Below are 15,598 nucleotides of genomic sequence, written 5' to 3'. Positions count from 1 at the left end.
ATACGGTTGAGGAACCGGATACGAACGATAGCCGTCCAGCACGAGAATTCGGGCAATTCACCGAAACCGGCCAACTGCCTATTGCACGGCCACCAACGCCGCGGCTGTCACATCCTCGACAGCCATCTGCGCGAACCGTGGTGTGGCCCGGTGCCGATAGTGGTCTACCGAGATCAGGTCCGCACCGCGTTGGATCACCATCGACCCGGCAGCGGTGTCATCACCCGAATCACCCGTCGCGAGGCACGCGTCGTCACCGAAACCCTCATGGGGCCGGAAGGAACCTGCCATCGCGGTGTTGCCGCAACCGAACTCGAGTGCTTCGGCCGCTCGTTCCGTGCCCGATGTCGAGCCGATATCCCCGTAACGGAGCACCCTGACCTGCAGGTAGCCGTAAGCATCCGCGTGGCCGGGCCCGTCGCTGGGTGTCCGATAGGTGCACATCGCGTCCGACCCTGACGAATACGTCGAGCCGGGGTCCGGCACGCCCGCCGGAACCCACCGCTCGAATCGGGCGACACCGATCGCGGCACACAGATCGGCCGGTGCGGGCGCGGACGGGTGCGCCCTGGTCCACCGGTCGAGCGCAACGGGCAGCGCCGCCGACAAAGCGATGACCACAACGACCGCCGCCACCAGGAACAGACAGCCTCTCGGCACCTTCGACCTCGGCTCGACCTCGCCGCGCGGCGGATCGACGCTCACTCGCCGGCGAGAATGCCGAGGACCTGGTCGGAGAAGTAGAAGGGTTCGAGGCGTTCGCGCAGGAGCTCGGCGAGGACGCCGTTGCGCTTGGCAGCTTCGATGACCGCAGGCCCGTACCGCAGGATTTCGGTGCTGATGTCCTCGGCGTCGAGGCCGAGTTCGGGGAGCATCGCGGACAAGGTGTGGTCGGCATAGCGGGTGTAGAACACCTCGACGCATTCGCGGACCAGCAGGCCGAAGTATTCCTTCTCCCTGGTGGTGACCGCGATTTCGTAGCAGATCTGGACCAGTTCGTTGAGGTCCTTCTGAGTGAGGTATTCGCGCAGGCCCGCCACCGGTTCGTCGGCGTGCAGGTCCCAGAATTCCATCGCCGCCGAGTGCACGGGGGCGTCGCGCAGCATGTCGCGGATGGCGTTGTTGGTGCGCTTGAGCGCGAACAGCGCACCCTTGCCCGCGAGGTCACCGACGAAGGTGCTGTCGGCGGCGACCTTCTTTGCGCGGTTGGCCGCGGACTGGCCGAGCGACATCAGCGAGGACACACCCGGAATCTTCTCGGCGCGTTCACGATTGGCCTGCATGAAATCGCCGATCAGCTTGTCGACGAACCGCGACGCGACGGTCGCCACGAGCGGGCTCTCGGTGAGCCGGTCCAGAATGCGTTCCTGGGCCTGGTGCATGCCGAAGATCTTCTCCAGCAGCGCTTCCACCGGCTCACGGTCGACGACATCGCCGAGGGTGTAGTCGGTGTTGGTGGCGATGTGGTCGTAGATGGCATCGGAGAACACCCCGACCGTGTCGGCGATGATCGGCGAACCCCCGATGCGATCGAAGACCCGCGCCACCGTCTCCTCGCCGTCGGCCAGGGAGACCACATCACCGAAGCGGATGGTGTCGCCGACGGCGAGTACGGCCGCCACGTCGCGGGCGATCACCTCGGCGAACCGTTCACCGGTCACCTCGCCGAGCAGGTAGTCGACCTGCGCGTCGAGCAGTCGTTCGGCGATCTGGCGCGCCTGCGTCATGTATGTCCACCCAATCACGGTTGTCGCTCGGTTGGGAGGACACGAGGCTAGGCGCCGGAATCGTTGTCCCGCATCGCCTTCCGGATCTGATCCAGACGCTCGCGCGCGGCCTTGCCCCGCGCCTCCCATTGTTCGTCGGCGCTGCGGCCCGCCGGGGTCTGCCGGTCGAGTTCACCCATGCCCTTGGCGGTGCCGAAACGCTGCTCGACCTTATCGCGAACCGCGTCGAATGTCGGCACTCCAGAAGTGGAATATCCGCCGGTCACAGCGTTCGCGGCGGGTCCGGAACCGCCGAACGGTACCGGCGGTACCGCATGGACATCTCCGACCTGCTCCGATGCGACAGGTTCCGCGTCGACGATCTCGGCCTCGGTGTCGAGCATCACAGGCGGACCGACCTCGGCATGACCGCCCTCGACCTGAGCCAGCGCGGCGGCGACGGCGCCGAGCCCCGGCCTGCCCGCCACCGCCGCGCGCAACAGCGACACCAGCTCGGCGTCGGGCAGCGCGGCCAGCCGGCCGAGGATCTCGCTCGTTTCGCTCATACCGCCAGGCTACGCAGCCGTGCTCACCTGTCGAGGAACTCGCTCCACTGCGCGATGAGCTGTGGCCAGCGCGGTCCGAGCGTGTCGATGACATCGTTGTGCCCCGCCCCGGGAACCACGATCAGCTGCTTGGGCTCGTTCGCGGCGGCATACAGGCGTTCGGCGTGGCGCAGTGGCAGCAGTTCGTCGTGTTCGCCGTGCATCATCAGCACCGGCGCCCGCAACGCGGAAATGCGGCGCAGGTTCGGGTAGGCGTCGGGAACGAGCGGTGCGGGCAGGAACGGATAGACCGAGCGGGCGGCGTCACGCATACCGCTGAAGGTCGACATCAGGACCATGCCCGCGGGCGGGTACTCGCCCGCCAGCTCGAGCAGCACCCCACCACCGAGCGATTTGCCCAGGTAGACGACCCGTGCGGGGTCTACCTCCGGCTGTTCGAGCAGAGCGGTGCGCGCCGCACGCGCATCCAGGTAGGTGCCGTGCTCGTCAGGTGCGCCGGTGCTGTGCCCGAAACCGCGGTAGTCGAAGGCGAGCACATCGAAACCGGCGGCGACCAGCAGTGCGATGATCGACACCCGGTCACCGATGGTGCCCGCGTTGCCGTGGGCGTAGAGGATGTGGGCGCGCGGGTGTTCGGCCCGTACGAACCAGCCGTGCAGGTCGATGCCGTCGGCGGTGCGCATGTGCAGGTCGCGGTAGTCCAGGCCGAGCGCGGCCGGGGTCTGCGCGAGGTGCCGCTCGGGGTGGTAGACCAGTGCGTTGAGCACCCTGGTCGCGGGGTGCCGCATCACTTTCCGCGCCCCGCTTGAAACCCGAAGTCCCAGTTGTAGAGTCGCGCGATCTCCATCACGCCGCCGCCCGGCTGCCCGGCGGGTGGTCGGACGAAGACGCCTTCGCGGCGAACCACGAGTTCACCGTTCACGTTCTCGAGCACCGCGAGCACGGCGTCGCGGGAGTTGTCGGTGCACCCGTCGAGCGTCATCTCGATCGGCGCCGAATTCACCGGGTGCAGGGTGACGGTGGCGTGGACGTTGCGGAAATCGCTTGCCCCGTCGTAGATCGAGGCGAATACGAGGATGCGGCGGAAGAACCGGGTGTAGTCGAGATTGATCGACAGGTTCTCACCGGTGATGCTCGCGCCGGTGCGGTCGTCCTGGTCGAGGTGGATGAACGGCGGTTCGTAGAGCGCGCCGAAGCGCCGATCGAGCGCCCGGACGGACCCGATCGCGCCGTTGACCAATTCGAAGAAGCAGCACAGGTCGAGGTCGATGTTCTTGCCGCGCAGTTTGCCGAAGATGCGGCCGGTGGCGGCCATGGAGGTCCAGTTGAGATTCACCCGCATCACACCGCCGGTGGCGCCGTGCTCGGTGAGCGAGACGCTCGGGGATTCCTTGGTGAGGGAGACTTTCGCGAGGTTCACCGGCGGGCCGGATGGTGTTGCGGGAGTCGGGAATTGAGCGCCCGGATGCGGTGCGGCGAACGGCTGGCCCGGATGCGGTTGACCGGATGGCGCGGCGAACGGCTGGCCATGTGGAACCGGATTCTGCTGACCGGGCGGCGCGGCGAATGGTTGAACCGGCGGCGGAACAGCGGGCTGCGCCGGCGGGACAGGTCGAGATGGGCTCTGCGGGGGAATGTGTGGCTGGGTCGGCACCACCGCTGACTGCGGATGGGCTACGGGGCTCGGGGGCGGGGTGAAGGGCTGGTCGACCGGGGAATCATCGACTGTGATGCCGAAATCCGTTGCGAGCCCCGCTAGTCCGGTGTCGTACCCCTGGCCAACGGCGCGGAACTTCCACGCACCCTGGCGGCGGTACAACTCGCCGAGGACGAACGCGGTCTCGGTGGTGGCGCCGGTGCTGTCGAAGCGGGCGACCTCCCCACCGGTCGCCGCGTCGAGCACCCGGATGCAGAGCTCGCGGAACCGGCCGAAGGTGCCGCCGTCGGCGGAGGCGGCCAGCACGATCTTCTCGATCTGCGGTTCCACCTGCGCCAACTGCACCGTCAGGGTGTCGACAACCGTCGGGCCCTGACGTTTCCCGACGTGGCGCACCGCCCCGGAAGGGTGCACCGCCTGGTTGTAGAACACGAAGTCGTCGTCGGAGCGCACCTTCGTCCCGGCGAGCAGCAGGGCGGACACGTCCGCGTCGGGCACCCCCGGCCCCGCCTGCCAACTCACTTCGACCCGGACCTCGGCGGCAGGCACCACGACATTGGCACCTTTCATCATCGACACGCTGCCAACCTATCCCGCCCCGCCACCGGCTCACCACCGATCCGGTTACGGCTTGGCGAACTCGGTGATGAGCACCGGGTACTGCTCGGCGCCGTGACCGGCCGCGATCGCCCTTTCGGCCATCGCCTTCAATAGTCTCGGCAGCTCGGCGTTCACCCCCAGCGCTTCGCATTCCTCGACGAGGTGTGTCATCGACGCGGCGTCGGTCGACAAGGCCGCGACCTCGGCGGGATAGGCGCCGTTGTCGATCTGTTCGGCGTATCCGGGCAGCCAGGTGGCCACCCCGGTGGCGATCTGTGCGGCGAACGGCGCGAAGGTGCGTGCGTCGACACCAGCGGTCCGCAGCATCGCGGTGCCCTGCAACCAGGCGTTGAGCACGCTCCACATCATGGCCAGCCCGGCGCCGTCGTAGAGGGCGGCCAGACCGTGATCGGCGCCGAGATGGGTGACGGTACCCAGTGCCGCGAGTACCGGTGCGGCAGTGTCGAAGTCGGCCTGGGCGCCGCTGTGCAGGAGGACGGCGTCGGCGGTCCCGATCGTCGGCGGAACGGCCATGATCGCGCCGTCGAGATACCGGCCGCCACGCTGCTCGGTCCAGCGGGCCGCCGCCCTGGCCTGAGCGGAGTCGCCGGAGGTGAGGTTGACGACGACGGTTCCGGTCAGGTCGGCTTGCTCGAGCACCGTGTAGACCGCCTGGTAGTCGGTCAGGCAGACCACGATCACCGGGGCGGCGCGCACGGCGTCGGCGACGGTGTCGACGCGACGGGCGCCGCCTTGCACCAGCTCTTCGGCGGCGGAGGGCGTGCGGTTCCAGATGGTGGTCGGGTGCCCGGCGGCGAGGAAGGCGCGGGCCAGCGCCCGGCCCATCAGACCCAGGCCGAGCACGGTGACGGGAGTGGTTGTTTCGCTCATGGCACCATCGTCAACGTTGATACCGGTGTGAAGGTCAAGTGAGGATGTCGTGCGAATCGGCGAATTGAGCAGGCGAACCGGCGTGCACGCCCACCAACTGCGCTACTACGAAGCCCAGGGGCTGCTGGAGGCGAACCGCCGTTCGAACAGCTATCGCGACTACGACGAAAGCGCAGTGCTACGGGTGACCCAGATCAGGCACTTGCTCGCCGCGGGCCTCTCCTCGGCCGACATCGCCTACCTCCTGCCGTGCGCCCACGGAGAGGTTCCAGACCTGCCGGGCTGCCCGGAATTGATCGGGGCGATGCGGTCACGACTCGCACGCATCGAGGAACAGATGGCCGCGCTCACCCGCTCCCGCGACGCCCTCACCACCTATATCAGTGCGGCGGAGGAGATGGGCGGCGAACACTACCCACCGATGACGGGAGCCGAGGCCCTACCGGCCTGAACGCGCCTGGACCACTCGCGTCCGGCTGGTGCCACCAATACTTCCCGCGGACGGCTGAGGCCGCCCGGGAGAACCGGGCGGCCTCAGTCTCGGCTTGGGAATCAGGCGCGCAGTTCGGCGCCGACCGCGGCGGTGGCCGAGGCGACGGCGGCATCGCGGGCGGCGCTCGCCTCGTCCTCGGTGAGGGTGCGGTCGGGTGCGCGGAAGCGCAGCGCGTAGGTGAGGGACTTGCGACCCTCTCCCGCCTGGGTGCCCTCGTAGACGTCGAACAGGGCGATGTCTTCGAGCAGGTCACCACCGCCGGTGCGCAGGGCCGTCTCCACCTGGGCGGCGGGCACGGCTTTCTCCACGCTGATCGACACGTCCTGCAGCACGGCAGGGAACGCCGAAACCGTTGGGGCAGGGCGGGATTCGACCAGCGGGAGCGCGTCGAGGTCGAGTTCCAGCGCGCAGGTGCGCGGAGGAAGACCGGCGCGTTCCAGCACGGCGGGGTGCAGTTCGCCCGCGTGGCCGACGACCACGCCGTCGACCAGCAGTTCGGCGCAGCGGCCGGGATGCCACGGCAGGTAGGCGGCGGCGCGGCGCTCGATCACCACACCTGCGGCGTCGGCCACCTCGTCGACCAGCGCGAACGCGTCGGCGGCCTCGGCCGGACGACCCGGACCCCACGGTCCGCGCGGATCGCGCTTACCGCTGAGCACAGCCGCGACGTGCACCGGCTGGGCGGGCAGCGAGGCGTTCAGCTCGGCGATCTGCTCGTCGGTCGGCCGGCGATCCACCGGCAGCGCCTCCACCGCACGGGTCTGCTCGCCCGGCAGGACTACCTGGGCGATGCCGTAGATGGTGAGGTCGCGTGCACCGCGAGAAATGTTGCGAGCGGCCACTTCCAGCAGACCGGGCAGCAGTGTTGTCGCCAGCTCCGGACGCTCGGCATCCAGGGGGTTCAGCACGCGCGTGGTGTTGCGGCGCGGATCGTCAGCATCCAGCCCCCACACGTCGAAGACGCCACCCGGCAGGAACACCGGCGCGGGAACTTCGACGGCACCGGCGAACGCCATCGCCCGGCTCACCGCACGACGACGCTTCTGCTGCACGGTCAGACCGCGACCGGCGGGCGCCGAGGGCAGCACCGACGGAATCTGCTCGAGCCCCTCCAGCCGCAGCACCTCTTCGACCAGGTCGGCGGGCTGGGACAGATCGGGACGCCAGCTCGGCGGAGTCACCAGCAGCTGGGTCTTGCCCGCGTCGTTGACCTCGATATCGACGTGCGCGCCGATCTGGGCCAGCCTGCGCACGGCGGTGCCCGCCGGGTAGGTGACGCCCGCGACCCGGTCGGGCAGGTCGATGTCCATCGCGATCGGCGCCGCCGCGTCGAGAGGCACCCGGATGTCGGTGAGCGTGGATTCGATGGTGCCACCGGTGATTTCGGCGAGCAGGGTGGCGGCGCGATCGAGGGCGACGATATTGATCTCGGGATCGACGACCCGCTCGTAGCGCTTGGCAGCTTCCGACGACAGCTTGTGCCTACGCGCGGTCCGGTAGACGCGCAACGGGTTCCAGGTGGCGGCCTCGAGGATCACGTCGGTGGTGTCGGCGCCGACCTCGGTGCTCGCCCCACCCATCACACCGGCCAGCGAGATGACACCGGAGTCGTCGGCGATCACCACGTCCTCGGCGTCGAGGGTGCGCTCGGTGTCGTCGAGGGTGCGCAGGGTCTCGCCCTTGTGCGCGGAGCGAACGACCAAGCCGCCGTTGAGTTTCGCGGCGTCGAAGGCGTGCAGCGGCTGCCCCAGTTCGAGCATCACGTAGTTGGTGACGTCGACGGCCGGAGAGATCGGGCGCATGCCGGCCAGCATCAGCCTGCGCTGCAACCACAGCGGGCTCACCGCGTTCGGGTTCACCCCGGTGACGCGCCGGGCGCCGAAACGGGTGCATTCGGAGTCGGCTTCCAGCCGCACCGGCCACGCCTCGGACTCGCCGTCGGGCAGCGTCCGCACGGCGGGGTCGGCGTATTCGAGGTCGAAACCGCAGGCCAGCTCGCGGGCGAGACCGCGCACCGAGAAGCAGTAGCCCCGGTCCGGGGTGATGTTGAGCTCGATGATCGTGTCGTCGGTGCCGAGCAGCACGTTGGCGTCGTCACCGGGCTGCGCGGAACCCGGCTCGAGCACCAGGATGCCGTCGTGATCCTTGCCGATGCCCAGCTCGGCGACCGAACAGATCATGCCGTTGGAGGTGTGGCCGTAGGTCTTGCGGGAGGAGATCTTGAACCCACCGGGCAGCTCACCACCCGGCAGCACGACGACGACCAGGTCGCCGACCGCGAAATTGCGGGCGCCACAAACGATTTCCTGCAACTCGGGGTTGCCGACATCGACCTTGCAGAAACGGATCGGCTTCTTGAACTCGGTGAGTTCGGTGATCTCGGCGACGCGGCCGACGACCAGCGGCTTGTCGATGTCACCGCCGATCGGGGTGAGCTTGTCGACCTCTTCGACCTCGAGGCCGACCCGGACGAAGCCCGCGTCGAGTTCCTCGGCCGACACCGACCACTCGGGGGTGGTGCGCTGCAGGATCTCGGTCAGCCAGGACTGTGCTACTCGCACGTTTTCGCTCTCTCTCTACGACCGGATACCGAAGGGCAGGGTGAACCGCACGTCACCCTCGACGATGTCGCGCATGTCGGGAATCCCGTTGCGGAACTGCAGGGTTCGCTCCATGCCCATGCCGAACGCGAATCCGGAATACACCTCGGGATCGATGCCGCTGGCGATGAGGACCTTCGGGTTGACCATGCCGCAGCCGCCCCACTCGACCCAGCCCGCGCCGCCCTTCTTGTCCGGGAACCACACGTCGACCTCGGCCGAGGGTTCGGTGAAGGGGAAGTAGTTGGGGCGCATGCGGGTTCGGGTGTCGGGACCGAACAGTGCGCGCGCGAAGGCGTCGAGGGTGCCACGCAGGTGGGCCATGGTCAGGCCCTTGTCGATGGCCAGACCCTCCACCTGGGAGAACACCGGGGTGTGGGTGGCGTCGAGCTCGTCGGTACGGAAGGTGCGACCGGGGCACACGACGTAGATCGGCAGCTCACGTTCCAGCATCGAACGCACCTGCACCGGAGAGGTGTGGGTGCGCAGCACCTGGCGCGACCCCTCGGGGGCGATGTGGAAGGTGTCCTGCATCGTGCGCGCGGGATGGTCGGGCAGGAAGTTCAGCGCGTCGAAGTTGAAGTGCTCGGTCTCGACCTCGGGGCCCTCGGCGACCTCCCAGCCCATGCCGACGAACACGTCGGCGATCTGCTCGGAGATGACCGTGATGGGATGCCGGGCACCGGCCGGGCGACGGCGAGCGGGCAGGGTGACGTCGATCTTCTCGGCCACCAGCACGGCCTGATCGCGCTCTTCCAGCAGCGCCGCGCGGCGCGCCTCGAAGGCATCGGAGACCCGCTTGCGCGCGATATTGACCCGCTTGCCCGCGTCGGCCTTCTCTTCCTTGGGCAGACGACCCAGCTCACGCTGCGCCAGCGCGATCGGCGACTTGCCGCCGATGTAGTCGGTTTTGGCGACCGCGAGCGCGTCCAGATCGGCCGCCGCGGCGAACGCCTTCTCGGCCTCCGCCGCCGCTGCCGCGAGTGCCTCCTCGGTCAGTTCGGCGCCCTTCGGGCCTTCGCCCTGCTCGACTCCGCTGTTGTCGTCGGCCACGATTGTTCGACTCTCCCCTGGGGATCGGTTCACGGGTGCGTCATTGCCTACCCGTATCGGTGCTGCATAAATCCTATGGGATGGGGTTCGCTCGGTTCATCCGGATTACCGGGGGGCACTACCGGACCCCAGACGAGGTCGCCATCAGGACCGACAAGTCCAGGTCAGACCGGTTTTCGGAGGGTTCTCACCAAGATCACCACCGAACCGCGATCCGAGGGAACCGAATCGTCCCCGGTTCCGTCCAACCGTTCAAACACATCCGCCGTGTTCGACGCGAGACAGGACGAACCGATGCCTGAACAGACCCGCGATTCCACCCCACCCCAGGGTCGGCGCACGCGACGCACCGCACCCGGCAGCGGCCTGGCACTGTGCGGCCTCGGCATCCGCCCCATCCGCCCCCGCCCGTTCCCGCGTGCGGGCGGACTGTGCCCCGAAGTCCACCCACAAACCCCACCCGACCAGGATTAGGCACAGCCCATCGCTCCTTGCTGCGATCGATGGTGCACGCGTGGGGCTCTATCCGTAGAGCGGCAGGCAGGCGGTGTCGACGGCTGTCGACAGCGGCTCGGGGAGGACGAGGGGGTCACCGAATGTCCCCTCGACCGGAGCGGGGTACACACCGGCGTCGGGATCGCGGTAGAGCGCCCAACGGCCGAACCGCGGGTCGACGACCAGGAGAGTGCGTACCCCTGCCGCGCCGTACCAGCCGTTCTTGCCGGTGATCTGGTGCGCTTTCTCCGACTTCGAGATCACCTCGACGGCGAGTTCCACGTCGGCGGGATCGGCGAGCCATTCGTCATCGGTGTCCCAGGAATCGGGCAGAACGACGAGGTCCGGTGTGCAGTAGTCGTCTGTATCGCCAGGCATCGCGATCGATGTCACCTCGTAGGCAGCGAGCCCTTCGGGCATAACCCCCACCAGCGCCAGGTCAGGCAGTAGTTCTGGTGTGCCGGGGCAGGAAGGCGGCGATGATCGCGGCGGCGGCGACCAGGGCGGCGCCTACCCAGACTGCGGGGATCAGGCCGTCGACGTAGGACTGGGGGTCGGTGTAGGAGCCGGCGGTGGCGAAGACCGAGGCGAGGACCGCGATGCCCATGGCGACGCCGACCTCGCGGACGGTGCTGTTGATGCCTGAGGCCATGCCCTGGTCGGCGGGTGAGGCGCTGGCCATGACGATGGTGGACGACGGCGCGAAGGTGAGACCCATGCCGATGCCGCCGAGGACGAAGGGTGCGACGAAGGAGATGTAGGGGACGTCCGTGCTCGTGATCAGCGCCATCCAGGCCAGGGACACGGCCAGGCACACCTGGCCGGTGGCGATGAGGACGCGCGGGCCGACCCGGTCGACGACGAGTCCGGCCAGCGGAGCGACGACCATCGGAACCATCGTCCACGGCATCGTGCGGATACCGGATTCCAGCGGCGAATACCCCTGCACCACCTGGAAGAACTGCGCGAGCAGGAAGATGGCACCGAACACACCGGCGGAGAATCCGAACGACACGAGGTAGCTCAGGCTCAGGCCCCGGTTGGCGAACATGCGCAGCGGCAGCATCGGTTCGGCGGTGCGCTTCTCCCAGGCGACGAACGCGACCAGCAGCGCGATACCACCGACCAGGGCGGCGAGCACCTGCGGAGCGGTCCAGCCGTCCTCGGCGCCGTGGATCACGCCCCACACCAGCGCGAGCACGCCGACGGCGGACAGGACGAGACCGAGCAGGTCGAGTTTGCGTGCGGCACCGCGTGATTCGCTCAGCATGCGAGCCGCGAAGGGCAGCGCGAGCAGGCCGACGGGCACGTTGAGCCAGAAGATCCACTGCCAGTTCAGCCCCTCGACGACGGCACCGCCGACCACCGGCCCGACGGCGACACCGAGCCCGGCCAGGCCACCCCAGATCCCGATCGCGGCGCTGCGCATCCGCTCGGGCACCGCTGCGGCGAGCAGCGTCAGTGACAACGGCATCACGGCCGCGCCCCCGGCACCCTGGATCGCTCTGGCGAGGATGAGCATCCACGGCTCGGTGGCCAGCGCGCACGCGGCCGACGCGACGACGAACACGGCGATGCCCGCCAAAAAGACCCGGCGGCGGCCGATGCGGTCGCCGAGCGCCGAGGCGGTGAGCAGCAGCGCCGCGAACGACAGCGTGTAGGCGTTGACGAACCATTGCAGGTCCGAAAGCGACGCTCCCAGTTCGGTTTTGATCACCGGCAGGGCGTTGGTCACCACGAGGTTGTCCAACGTGACCATGAACATCGGGATGCCGACGGCGGCGATGACCGCACCGAGCGGCTTGGCCTTCGTACCGCCGGGCGACGGCGCGTCGGCGAGGACGGCATCGCCGGGATCGAGTGTCTGAGTCATGATCCACCCTTGTTGTAATCCACTGATAACTTGAATCCAATGGTTATGCATCGACTGATAACATGTCAAGAGGAATCCGCGTACCGACCGGAGGCGAATGCATGAGCGAGACGACGAGAACCCGGATGACCGCGGCCGAGCGCAGCGCCCAGGTCCTCGCCGCCGCCGTCGACGCCTTCGCCGAATCCGGATACGCCGCAACGAAAACCGATGAGGTGGCCCGCCGCGCGGGGGTCTCCCAGCCGTACGTGATCCGGCTCTTCGGCAGCAAACAGCACCTGTTCGTGGCGGTACTTCAGCACGTGTGCGCACGCATCGAGGACGTGTTCCGCAGCGCCGAGATCGCGCCCGACGCCGACACCGCCGAGGCGCTGCGCAGCCTCGGCACGAACTACGACGTATTTCTCTCCGAACGCCAGCTACCGCTGGTGCTGCTGCACGGCGTCGCCGCCAGCGCCGACCCGGAGATCGGCGATCACGTGCGCGAACACTTCGGCCGCATCTACCAGCTGATCGTCGACCGCACCGGCGCCGACACCCTGCACGCCCGCCGCTTCCTCGCCACCGGCATGCTGCTCACCATCATGACCGCGATGCAGGTGGCAGGCCCCGACGCCATCGAACTCCCATGGTCGAGGGCCGTCCTCGACGAACTGCAATGCGCCGTGGAACTGTGAGGCCTTACTTCGCGTGCTGGACGCGGGCGTTGGCGTAGAGGCAGATCGCCGCTGCCGCAGCCAGATTCAGGCTTTCGGCGCGGCCGTGGATGGGGATGCGGATGCGGTGGTCGGCGCGGGCGGCGACGGCGGGGTCGAGTCCGTGGGCCTCGTTGCCGAAGAGCCAGGCGACCGGCCCGGTGAGGATGTCGTCGGCGTCGTCGAGGTCGACCTCGCCGTGAGCGGTGGTGGCCAGCAGCGTGATTCCGGCCGAGGACAGCGCGTCGAGGGTGGCGTCGATACTGCGGCTGCGCGCGATCGGGACGTGGAACAGGCTGCCCGCGCTGGCACGGACGCATTTGCCGTTGTGCGGGTCGACCGCGTCACCGGCGAGCACGACACCATCGGCACCGACGGCGTCGGCAACCCGAATGAGGGTGCCCGCGTTGCCGGGTTCGGCGATCTCCACGGGCACCGCGAGCATGCGTGGTGCACCGTCGAGGATCTGGCCGAGCGGCACATCGAGCTGCTCGCAGACGGCGACCAGGCCCGGCGCCGTGACGGTTTCGCCCAGGTGCTCGGCGGCGCGATCGCTCACCAATGTGGTGCGCACGCCGTCGGCGTCGGCACCGGCGATCAGCGCGACATCGCGCTTGGCCGCGGCGAGCGAGTAGAACAGCTCACGCACCCGGCCGGTCTCCAGCGCGGCGGTGACGGCATTGGCGCCTTCGGCCAGGAACAGGCCGGTCTTGCGACGGTGCGCGGCGCGCTGGAGCTTGACAGCCGAAACGACCCGTGGGTTGCGCTCGGAGAGCGCGTCCACGGGTCGTTCCGACAGATCGTTGTGCGTCGTCAAGCTCAGGCAGCCGAGGCCGGGGCGTTGACGTCGGCGGGCAGCGCGGCCTTGGCGACAGCGACGAGACCGGCGAAGGCCTCGGCGTCGGAGACGGCGAGCTCGGCGAGGATCTTGCGGTCCACCTCGACACCAGCGGCCTTGAGGCCCTGGATGAAGCGGTTGTAGGTGATGTCGTTCAGACGCGCGGCGGCGTTGATACGAGCGATCCACAGCTTGCGGAAGTCACCCTTGCGCGCCTTGCGGTCGCGGTAGGCGTAGGTCAGCGAGTGGAGCTGCTGTTCCTTGGCCTTGCGGTACAGGCGCGAACGCTGGCCCCGGTAGCCCTTGGAGGCCTCGAGGATGGAACGGCGCTTCTTCTGAGCGTTGACAGCCCTTTTGACGCGTGCCACTTTTCAGTCCTTGATCATCTGGGGGGCGCGGCGGCGCCCGAATTCGGTAGTTGTCGGCGTCCGGTCATCCCGGCCGCGCAGTCGTCGGGGTGCGACGGTCTGCCTGGATCAGGCGAGACCGAGCAGCCGCTTCACGCGGGGGGCGTCGACGTCGGCAACGGACTCCGTGCCTTCCAGACGACGAGTCCGGCGGGAGGACTTGTGCTCCAGGAGGTGGCGACGGTTCGCCTGCTCGCGAAGCAGCTTGCCCCGGCCGGTCACCTTGAATCGCTTCTTGGCGCCGCTGTGGGTCTTGTTCTTCGGCATGGATTCCTCTATCTAGTCGGTGAAATCGGTGTTACTGCGGGTCGGCCTGCGCCTGCTCCGCGGGCGCGGCCTGCTCGGCGGCGGCCGGAGCGGTCGGCTGTGCCGGTGCCGGCGCGGTCGGCTCGGCCGGACGCGGGGCGGAGTCCTGCTGTGCCTTCACCCGCGTCTTCGCGCCCTTGTGCGGGGCGAGGACCATGGTCATGTTGCGACCGTCCTGCTTGGCCGAGGTCTCGACGAAACCCAGGTCGGCGACATCGGCAGCCAGACGCTGCAACAACCGGTAGCCCAGTTCGGGACGTGACTGCTCACGACCGCGGAACATGATGGTGACCTTGACCTTCGACCCGGCCTCGAGGAACCGCATCACGTGGCCCCGCTTGGTTGCATAGTCGTGATCATCGATCTTCGGGCGGAGCTTCTGCTCCTTGATCACGGTCTGGACCTGGTTCTTGCGGGACTCGCGCGCCTTCTGTGCGGTCTCGTACTTGAACTTGCCGTAGTCCATGATCTTGCACACCGGCGGACGGGCATCGGGTGCCACCTCGACCAGGTCGAGATCGGCTTCGAGCGCGACGCGAAGTGCATCTTCAACACGCACGATCCCAACCTGCTCGCCGCCGGGTCCGATGAGTCGAACCTCGGGAACTCGGATGCGATCGTTGATGCGGGTCTCAGTGCTGATGGGGCCTCCTAGGTCAAGCGGTGTCGTCTTAACGACCGCACGCAATAACTGCAACCCCTGATTCAACGCGAAAGCCCCGTTGCGGTATTTCTCCGCGACGGGGCCCGAGTCGACCGATCATCGGACATCACGCCCGAGGGCACGATGTCGACCCCCGCGCGAACAACACGCGAGGAACCCGCCACTACGAGCGGGTGACCGGGACCGTTTGTCCAGTACGATTGCTCGCCGGCAACGGTGGGAGTCGGGCTCCACTTATCTGCCCCAGGACGTGCATGACACGACCAGGGGCGGTCGTCAGCAGAAAGTCTAGCATCGCATTCCGCTATCGCCGAATCGGCCCGGCGGCGGTGGCCCGCACGGGGCTGGCGATAGCCTGATGCCCATGACTGACGAGCTCGATCCTCCCGTGCGCGACCTGGCCGACATTCCCGCGGTCGAGGTGATCAGCCGGGCCGCCGTGATGCTGATGAGTTCGGCGGCGGAGAAGCTCGGCCTTGCCGAGGAGAACCCGAACACCGGCGCCAATGTCGACCTCGACGAGGCGCGCCGGGTCATCACCGCGCTGGCCGGCCTGGTCACCTCGTCGGTGGAGTACCTCGGGCCGCACGCCGGGCCGATCCGCGAGGGCCTGCAGGCGTTGCAGCGCGCCTTCCGTGAGGCGTCGTCGGTGCCGGACGCGCCGGGTGCGGGCCCGGGTGAGAAGTACACCGGCCCGGTGCACTGAGCCGTAAACGCGAAGATCCGCCGACACCTACCTGGGTGCCGGCGGATC

General features: G+C 68.3%; 18 protein-coding genes. 4 read left to right on the top strand and 14 right to left on the bottom strand.

The window, feature by feature from the left end; genetic code table 11:
- Positions 1–78: 78 nt before the first annotated feature.
- From AB0F86_RS26770 to AB0F86_RS26745, 6 genes are read right to left on the bottom strand one after another with little or no spacing between them, the layout of a single operon-like run.
- Positions 79–705, bottom strand: coding sequence for a hypothetical protein (locus AB0F86_RS26770; RefSeq protein WP_356987407.1), 627 nt, complete (start codon positions 703–705; stop codon positions 79–81).
- Positions 702–1,727: a hypothetical protein gene (locus tag AB0F86_RS26765; protein ID WP_181697715.1), complete on the bottom strand. Its 1,026-nt coding sequence runs from the start codon at positions 1,725–1,727 to the stop codon at positions 702–704. Before AB0F86_RS26765 ends, AB0F86_RS26770 begins: the two co-directional genes overlap by 4 nt.
- 47 nt (positions 1,728–1,774) lie before the next feature.
- A complete protein-coding gene (locus tag AB0F86_RS26760; RefSeq protein WP_225282543.1) occupies positions 1,775–2,272 on the bottom strand; it encodes a hypothetical protein in 498 nt (165 codons plus the stop codon).
- 23 nt (positions 2,273–2,295) lie between these two features.
- Positions 2,296–3,060 (bottom strand): alpha/beta hydrolase, encoded by a 765-nt coding sequence (locus AB0F86_RS26755; RefSeq protein WP_356987409.1) that lies wholly within the window; start codon positions 3,058–3,060, stop codon positions 2,296–2,298.
- Positions 3,060–4,502 carry a TerD family protein gene (locus AB0F86_RS26750; RefSeq protein WP_356987425.1) on the bottom strand — a complete coding sequence of 481 codons (1,443 nt, stop codon included), beginning with the start codon at positions 4,500–4,502 and terminating at the stop codon, positions 3,060–3,062. Before AB0F86_RS26750 ends, AB0F86_RS26755 begins: the two co-directional genes overlap by 1 nt.
- 51 nt (positions 4,503–4,553) lie before the next feature.
- Positions 4,554–5,420, bottom strand: coding sequence for an NAD(P)-binding domain-containing protein (locus tag AB0F86_RS26745; RefSeq protein ID WP_356987411.1), 867 nt, complete (start codon positions 5,418–5,420; stop codon positions 4,554–4,556).
- A 49-nt stretch (positions 5,421–5,469) separates the two neighbouring features.
- Between AB0F86_RS26745 and AB0F86_RS26740 the strand changes: the two genes are divergently transcribed.
- Positions 5,470–5,871: a MerR family transcriptional regulator gene (locus tag AB0F86_RS26740; RefSeq protein WP_356987413.1), complete on the top strand. Its 402-nt coding sequence runs from the start codon at positions 5,470–5,472 to the stop codon at positions 5,869–5,871.
- A gap of 101 nt (positions 5,872–5,972) precedes the next feature.
- Here AB0F86_RS26740 and pheT read toward each other — a convergent pair whose 3' ends face one another.
- Positions 5,973–8,474, bottom strand: a complete 2,502-nt coding sequence (gene pheT, locus AB0F86_RS26735; protein WP_356987415.1) for a phenylalanine--tRNA ligase subunit beta — start codon at positions 8,472–8,474, stop codon at positions 5,973–5,975.
- Positions 8,475–8,489: 15 nt separating this feature from the next.
- Positions 8,490–9,566: a phenylalanine--tRNA ligase subunit alpha gene (pheS, locus tag AB0F86_RS26730; protein WP_181697710.1), complete on the bottom strand. Its 1,077-nt coding sequence runs from the start codon at positions 9,564–9,566 to the stop codon at positions 8,490–8,492.
- Between the two features lie 294 nt (positions 9,567–9,860).
- On the opposite strand from pheS, the gene AB0F86_RS26725 reads away from it, so the two are divergent.
- Positions 9,861–10,040, top strand: coding sequence for a hypothetical protein (locus AB0F86_RS26725; protein WP_157105158.1), 180 nt, complete (start codon positions 9,861–9,863; stop codon positions 10,038–10,040).
- Positions 10,041–10,088: 48 nt separating this feature from the next.
- On the opposite strand, the gene AB0F86_RS26720 is transcribed toward AB0F86_RS26725, so the two are convergent.
- Both AB0F86_RS26720 and AB0F86_RS26715 read right to left on the bottom strand, forming a co-directional pair.
- Positions 10,089–10,481 (bottom strand): Uma2 family endonuclease, encoded by a 393-nt coding sequence (locus AB0F86_RS26720; RefSeq protein WP_356987417.1) that lies wholly within the window; start codon positions 10,479–10,481, stop codon positions 10,089–10,091.
- A gap of 19 nt (positions 10,482–10,500) precedes the next feature.
- Positions 10,501–11,934: an MFS transporter gene (locus tag AB0F86_RS26715; protein ID WP_356987419.1), complete on the bottom strand. Its 1,434-nt coding sequence runs from the start codon at positions 11,932–11,934 to the stop codon at positions 10,501–10,503.
- 101 nt (positions 11,935–12,035) lie between these two features.
- Between AB0F86_RS26715 and AB0F86_RS26710 the strand changes: the two genes are divergently transcribed.
- Positions 12,036–12,611 carry a TetR/AcrR family transcriptional regulator gene (locus AB0F86_RS26710; RefSeq protein ID WP_356987421.1) on the top strand — a complete coding sequence of 192 codons (576 nt, stop codon included), beginning with the start codon at positions 12,036–12,038 and terminating at the stop codon, positions 12,609–12,611.
- A 4-nt stretch (positions 12,612–12,615) separates the two neighbouring features.
- Here the strand turns inward: AB0F86_RS26710 and AB0F86_RS26705 are convergent, their stop codons facing one another.
- The 4 genes from AB0F86_RS26705 to infC all read right to left on the bottom strand — a co-directional run bounded on the left by AB0F86_RS26705 (position 12,616) and on the right by infC (position 14,877).
- Positions 12,616–13,413, bottom strand: a complete 798-nt coding sequence (locus AB0F86_RS26705) for an RNA methyltransferase (protein ID WP_067644845.1) — start codon at positions 13,411–13,413, stop codon at positions 12,616–12,618.
- A gap of 35 nt (positions 13,414–13,448) precedes the next feature.
- On the bottom strand, positions 13,449–13,835 hold the full coding sequence (rplT, locus tag AB0F86_RS26700) for a 50S ribosomal protein L20 (protein WP_067498536.1): 387 nt from the start codon (positions 13,833–13,835) through the stop codon (positions 13,449–13,451).
- A 108-nt stretch (positions 13,836–13,943) separates the two neighbouring features.
- A complete protein-coding gene (gene rpmI / locus AB0F86_RS26695; protein WP_067498539.1) occupies positions 13,944–14,141 on the bottom strand; it encodes a 50S ribosomal protein L35 in 198 nt (65 codons plus the stop codon).
- 31 nt (positions 14,142–14,172) lie between these two features.
- Positions 14,173–14,877, bottom strand: coding sequence for a translation initiation factor IF-3 (gene infC / locus AB0F86_RS26690; protein ID WP_181697787.1), 705 nt, complete (start codon positions 14,875–14,877; stop codon positions 14,173–14,175).
- 331 nt (positions 14,878–15,208) lie between these two features.
- On the opposite strand from infC, the gene AB0F86_RS26685 reads away from it, so the two are divergent.
- Positions 15,209–15,550, top strand: coding sequence for a DUF1844 domain-containing protein (locus tag AB0F86_RS26685; RefSeq protein ID WP_067498543.1), 342 nt, complete (start codon positions 15,209–15,211; stop codon positions 15,548–15,550).
- The last annotated feature ends 48 nt before the right edge of the window (positions 15,551–15,598 follow it).

Source organism: Nocardia sp. NPDC023733 (assembly GCF_040639775.1).
GTDB classification, from domain to species: Bacteria; Actinomycetota; Actinomycetes; order Mycobacteriales; family Mycobacteriaceae; genus Nocardia; species Nocardia rosealba.
Note: the sequence above shows the minus strand (reverse complement) of the source record. Positions and strands in the feature narration are given on the sequence as shown.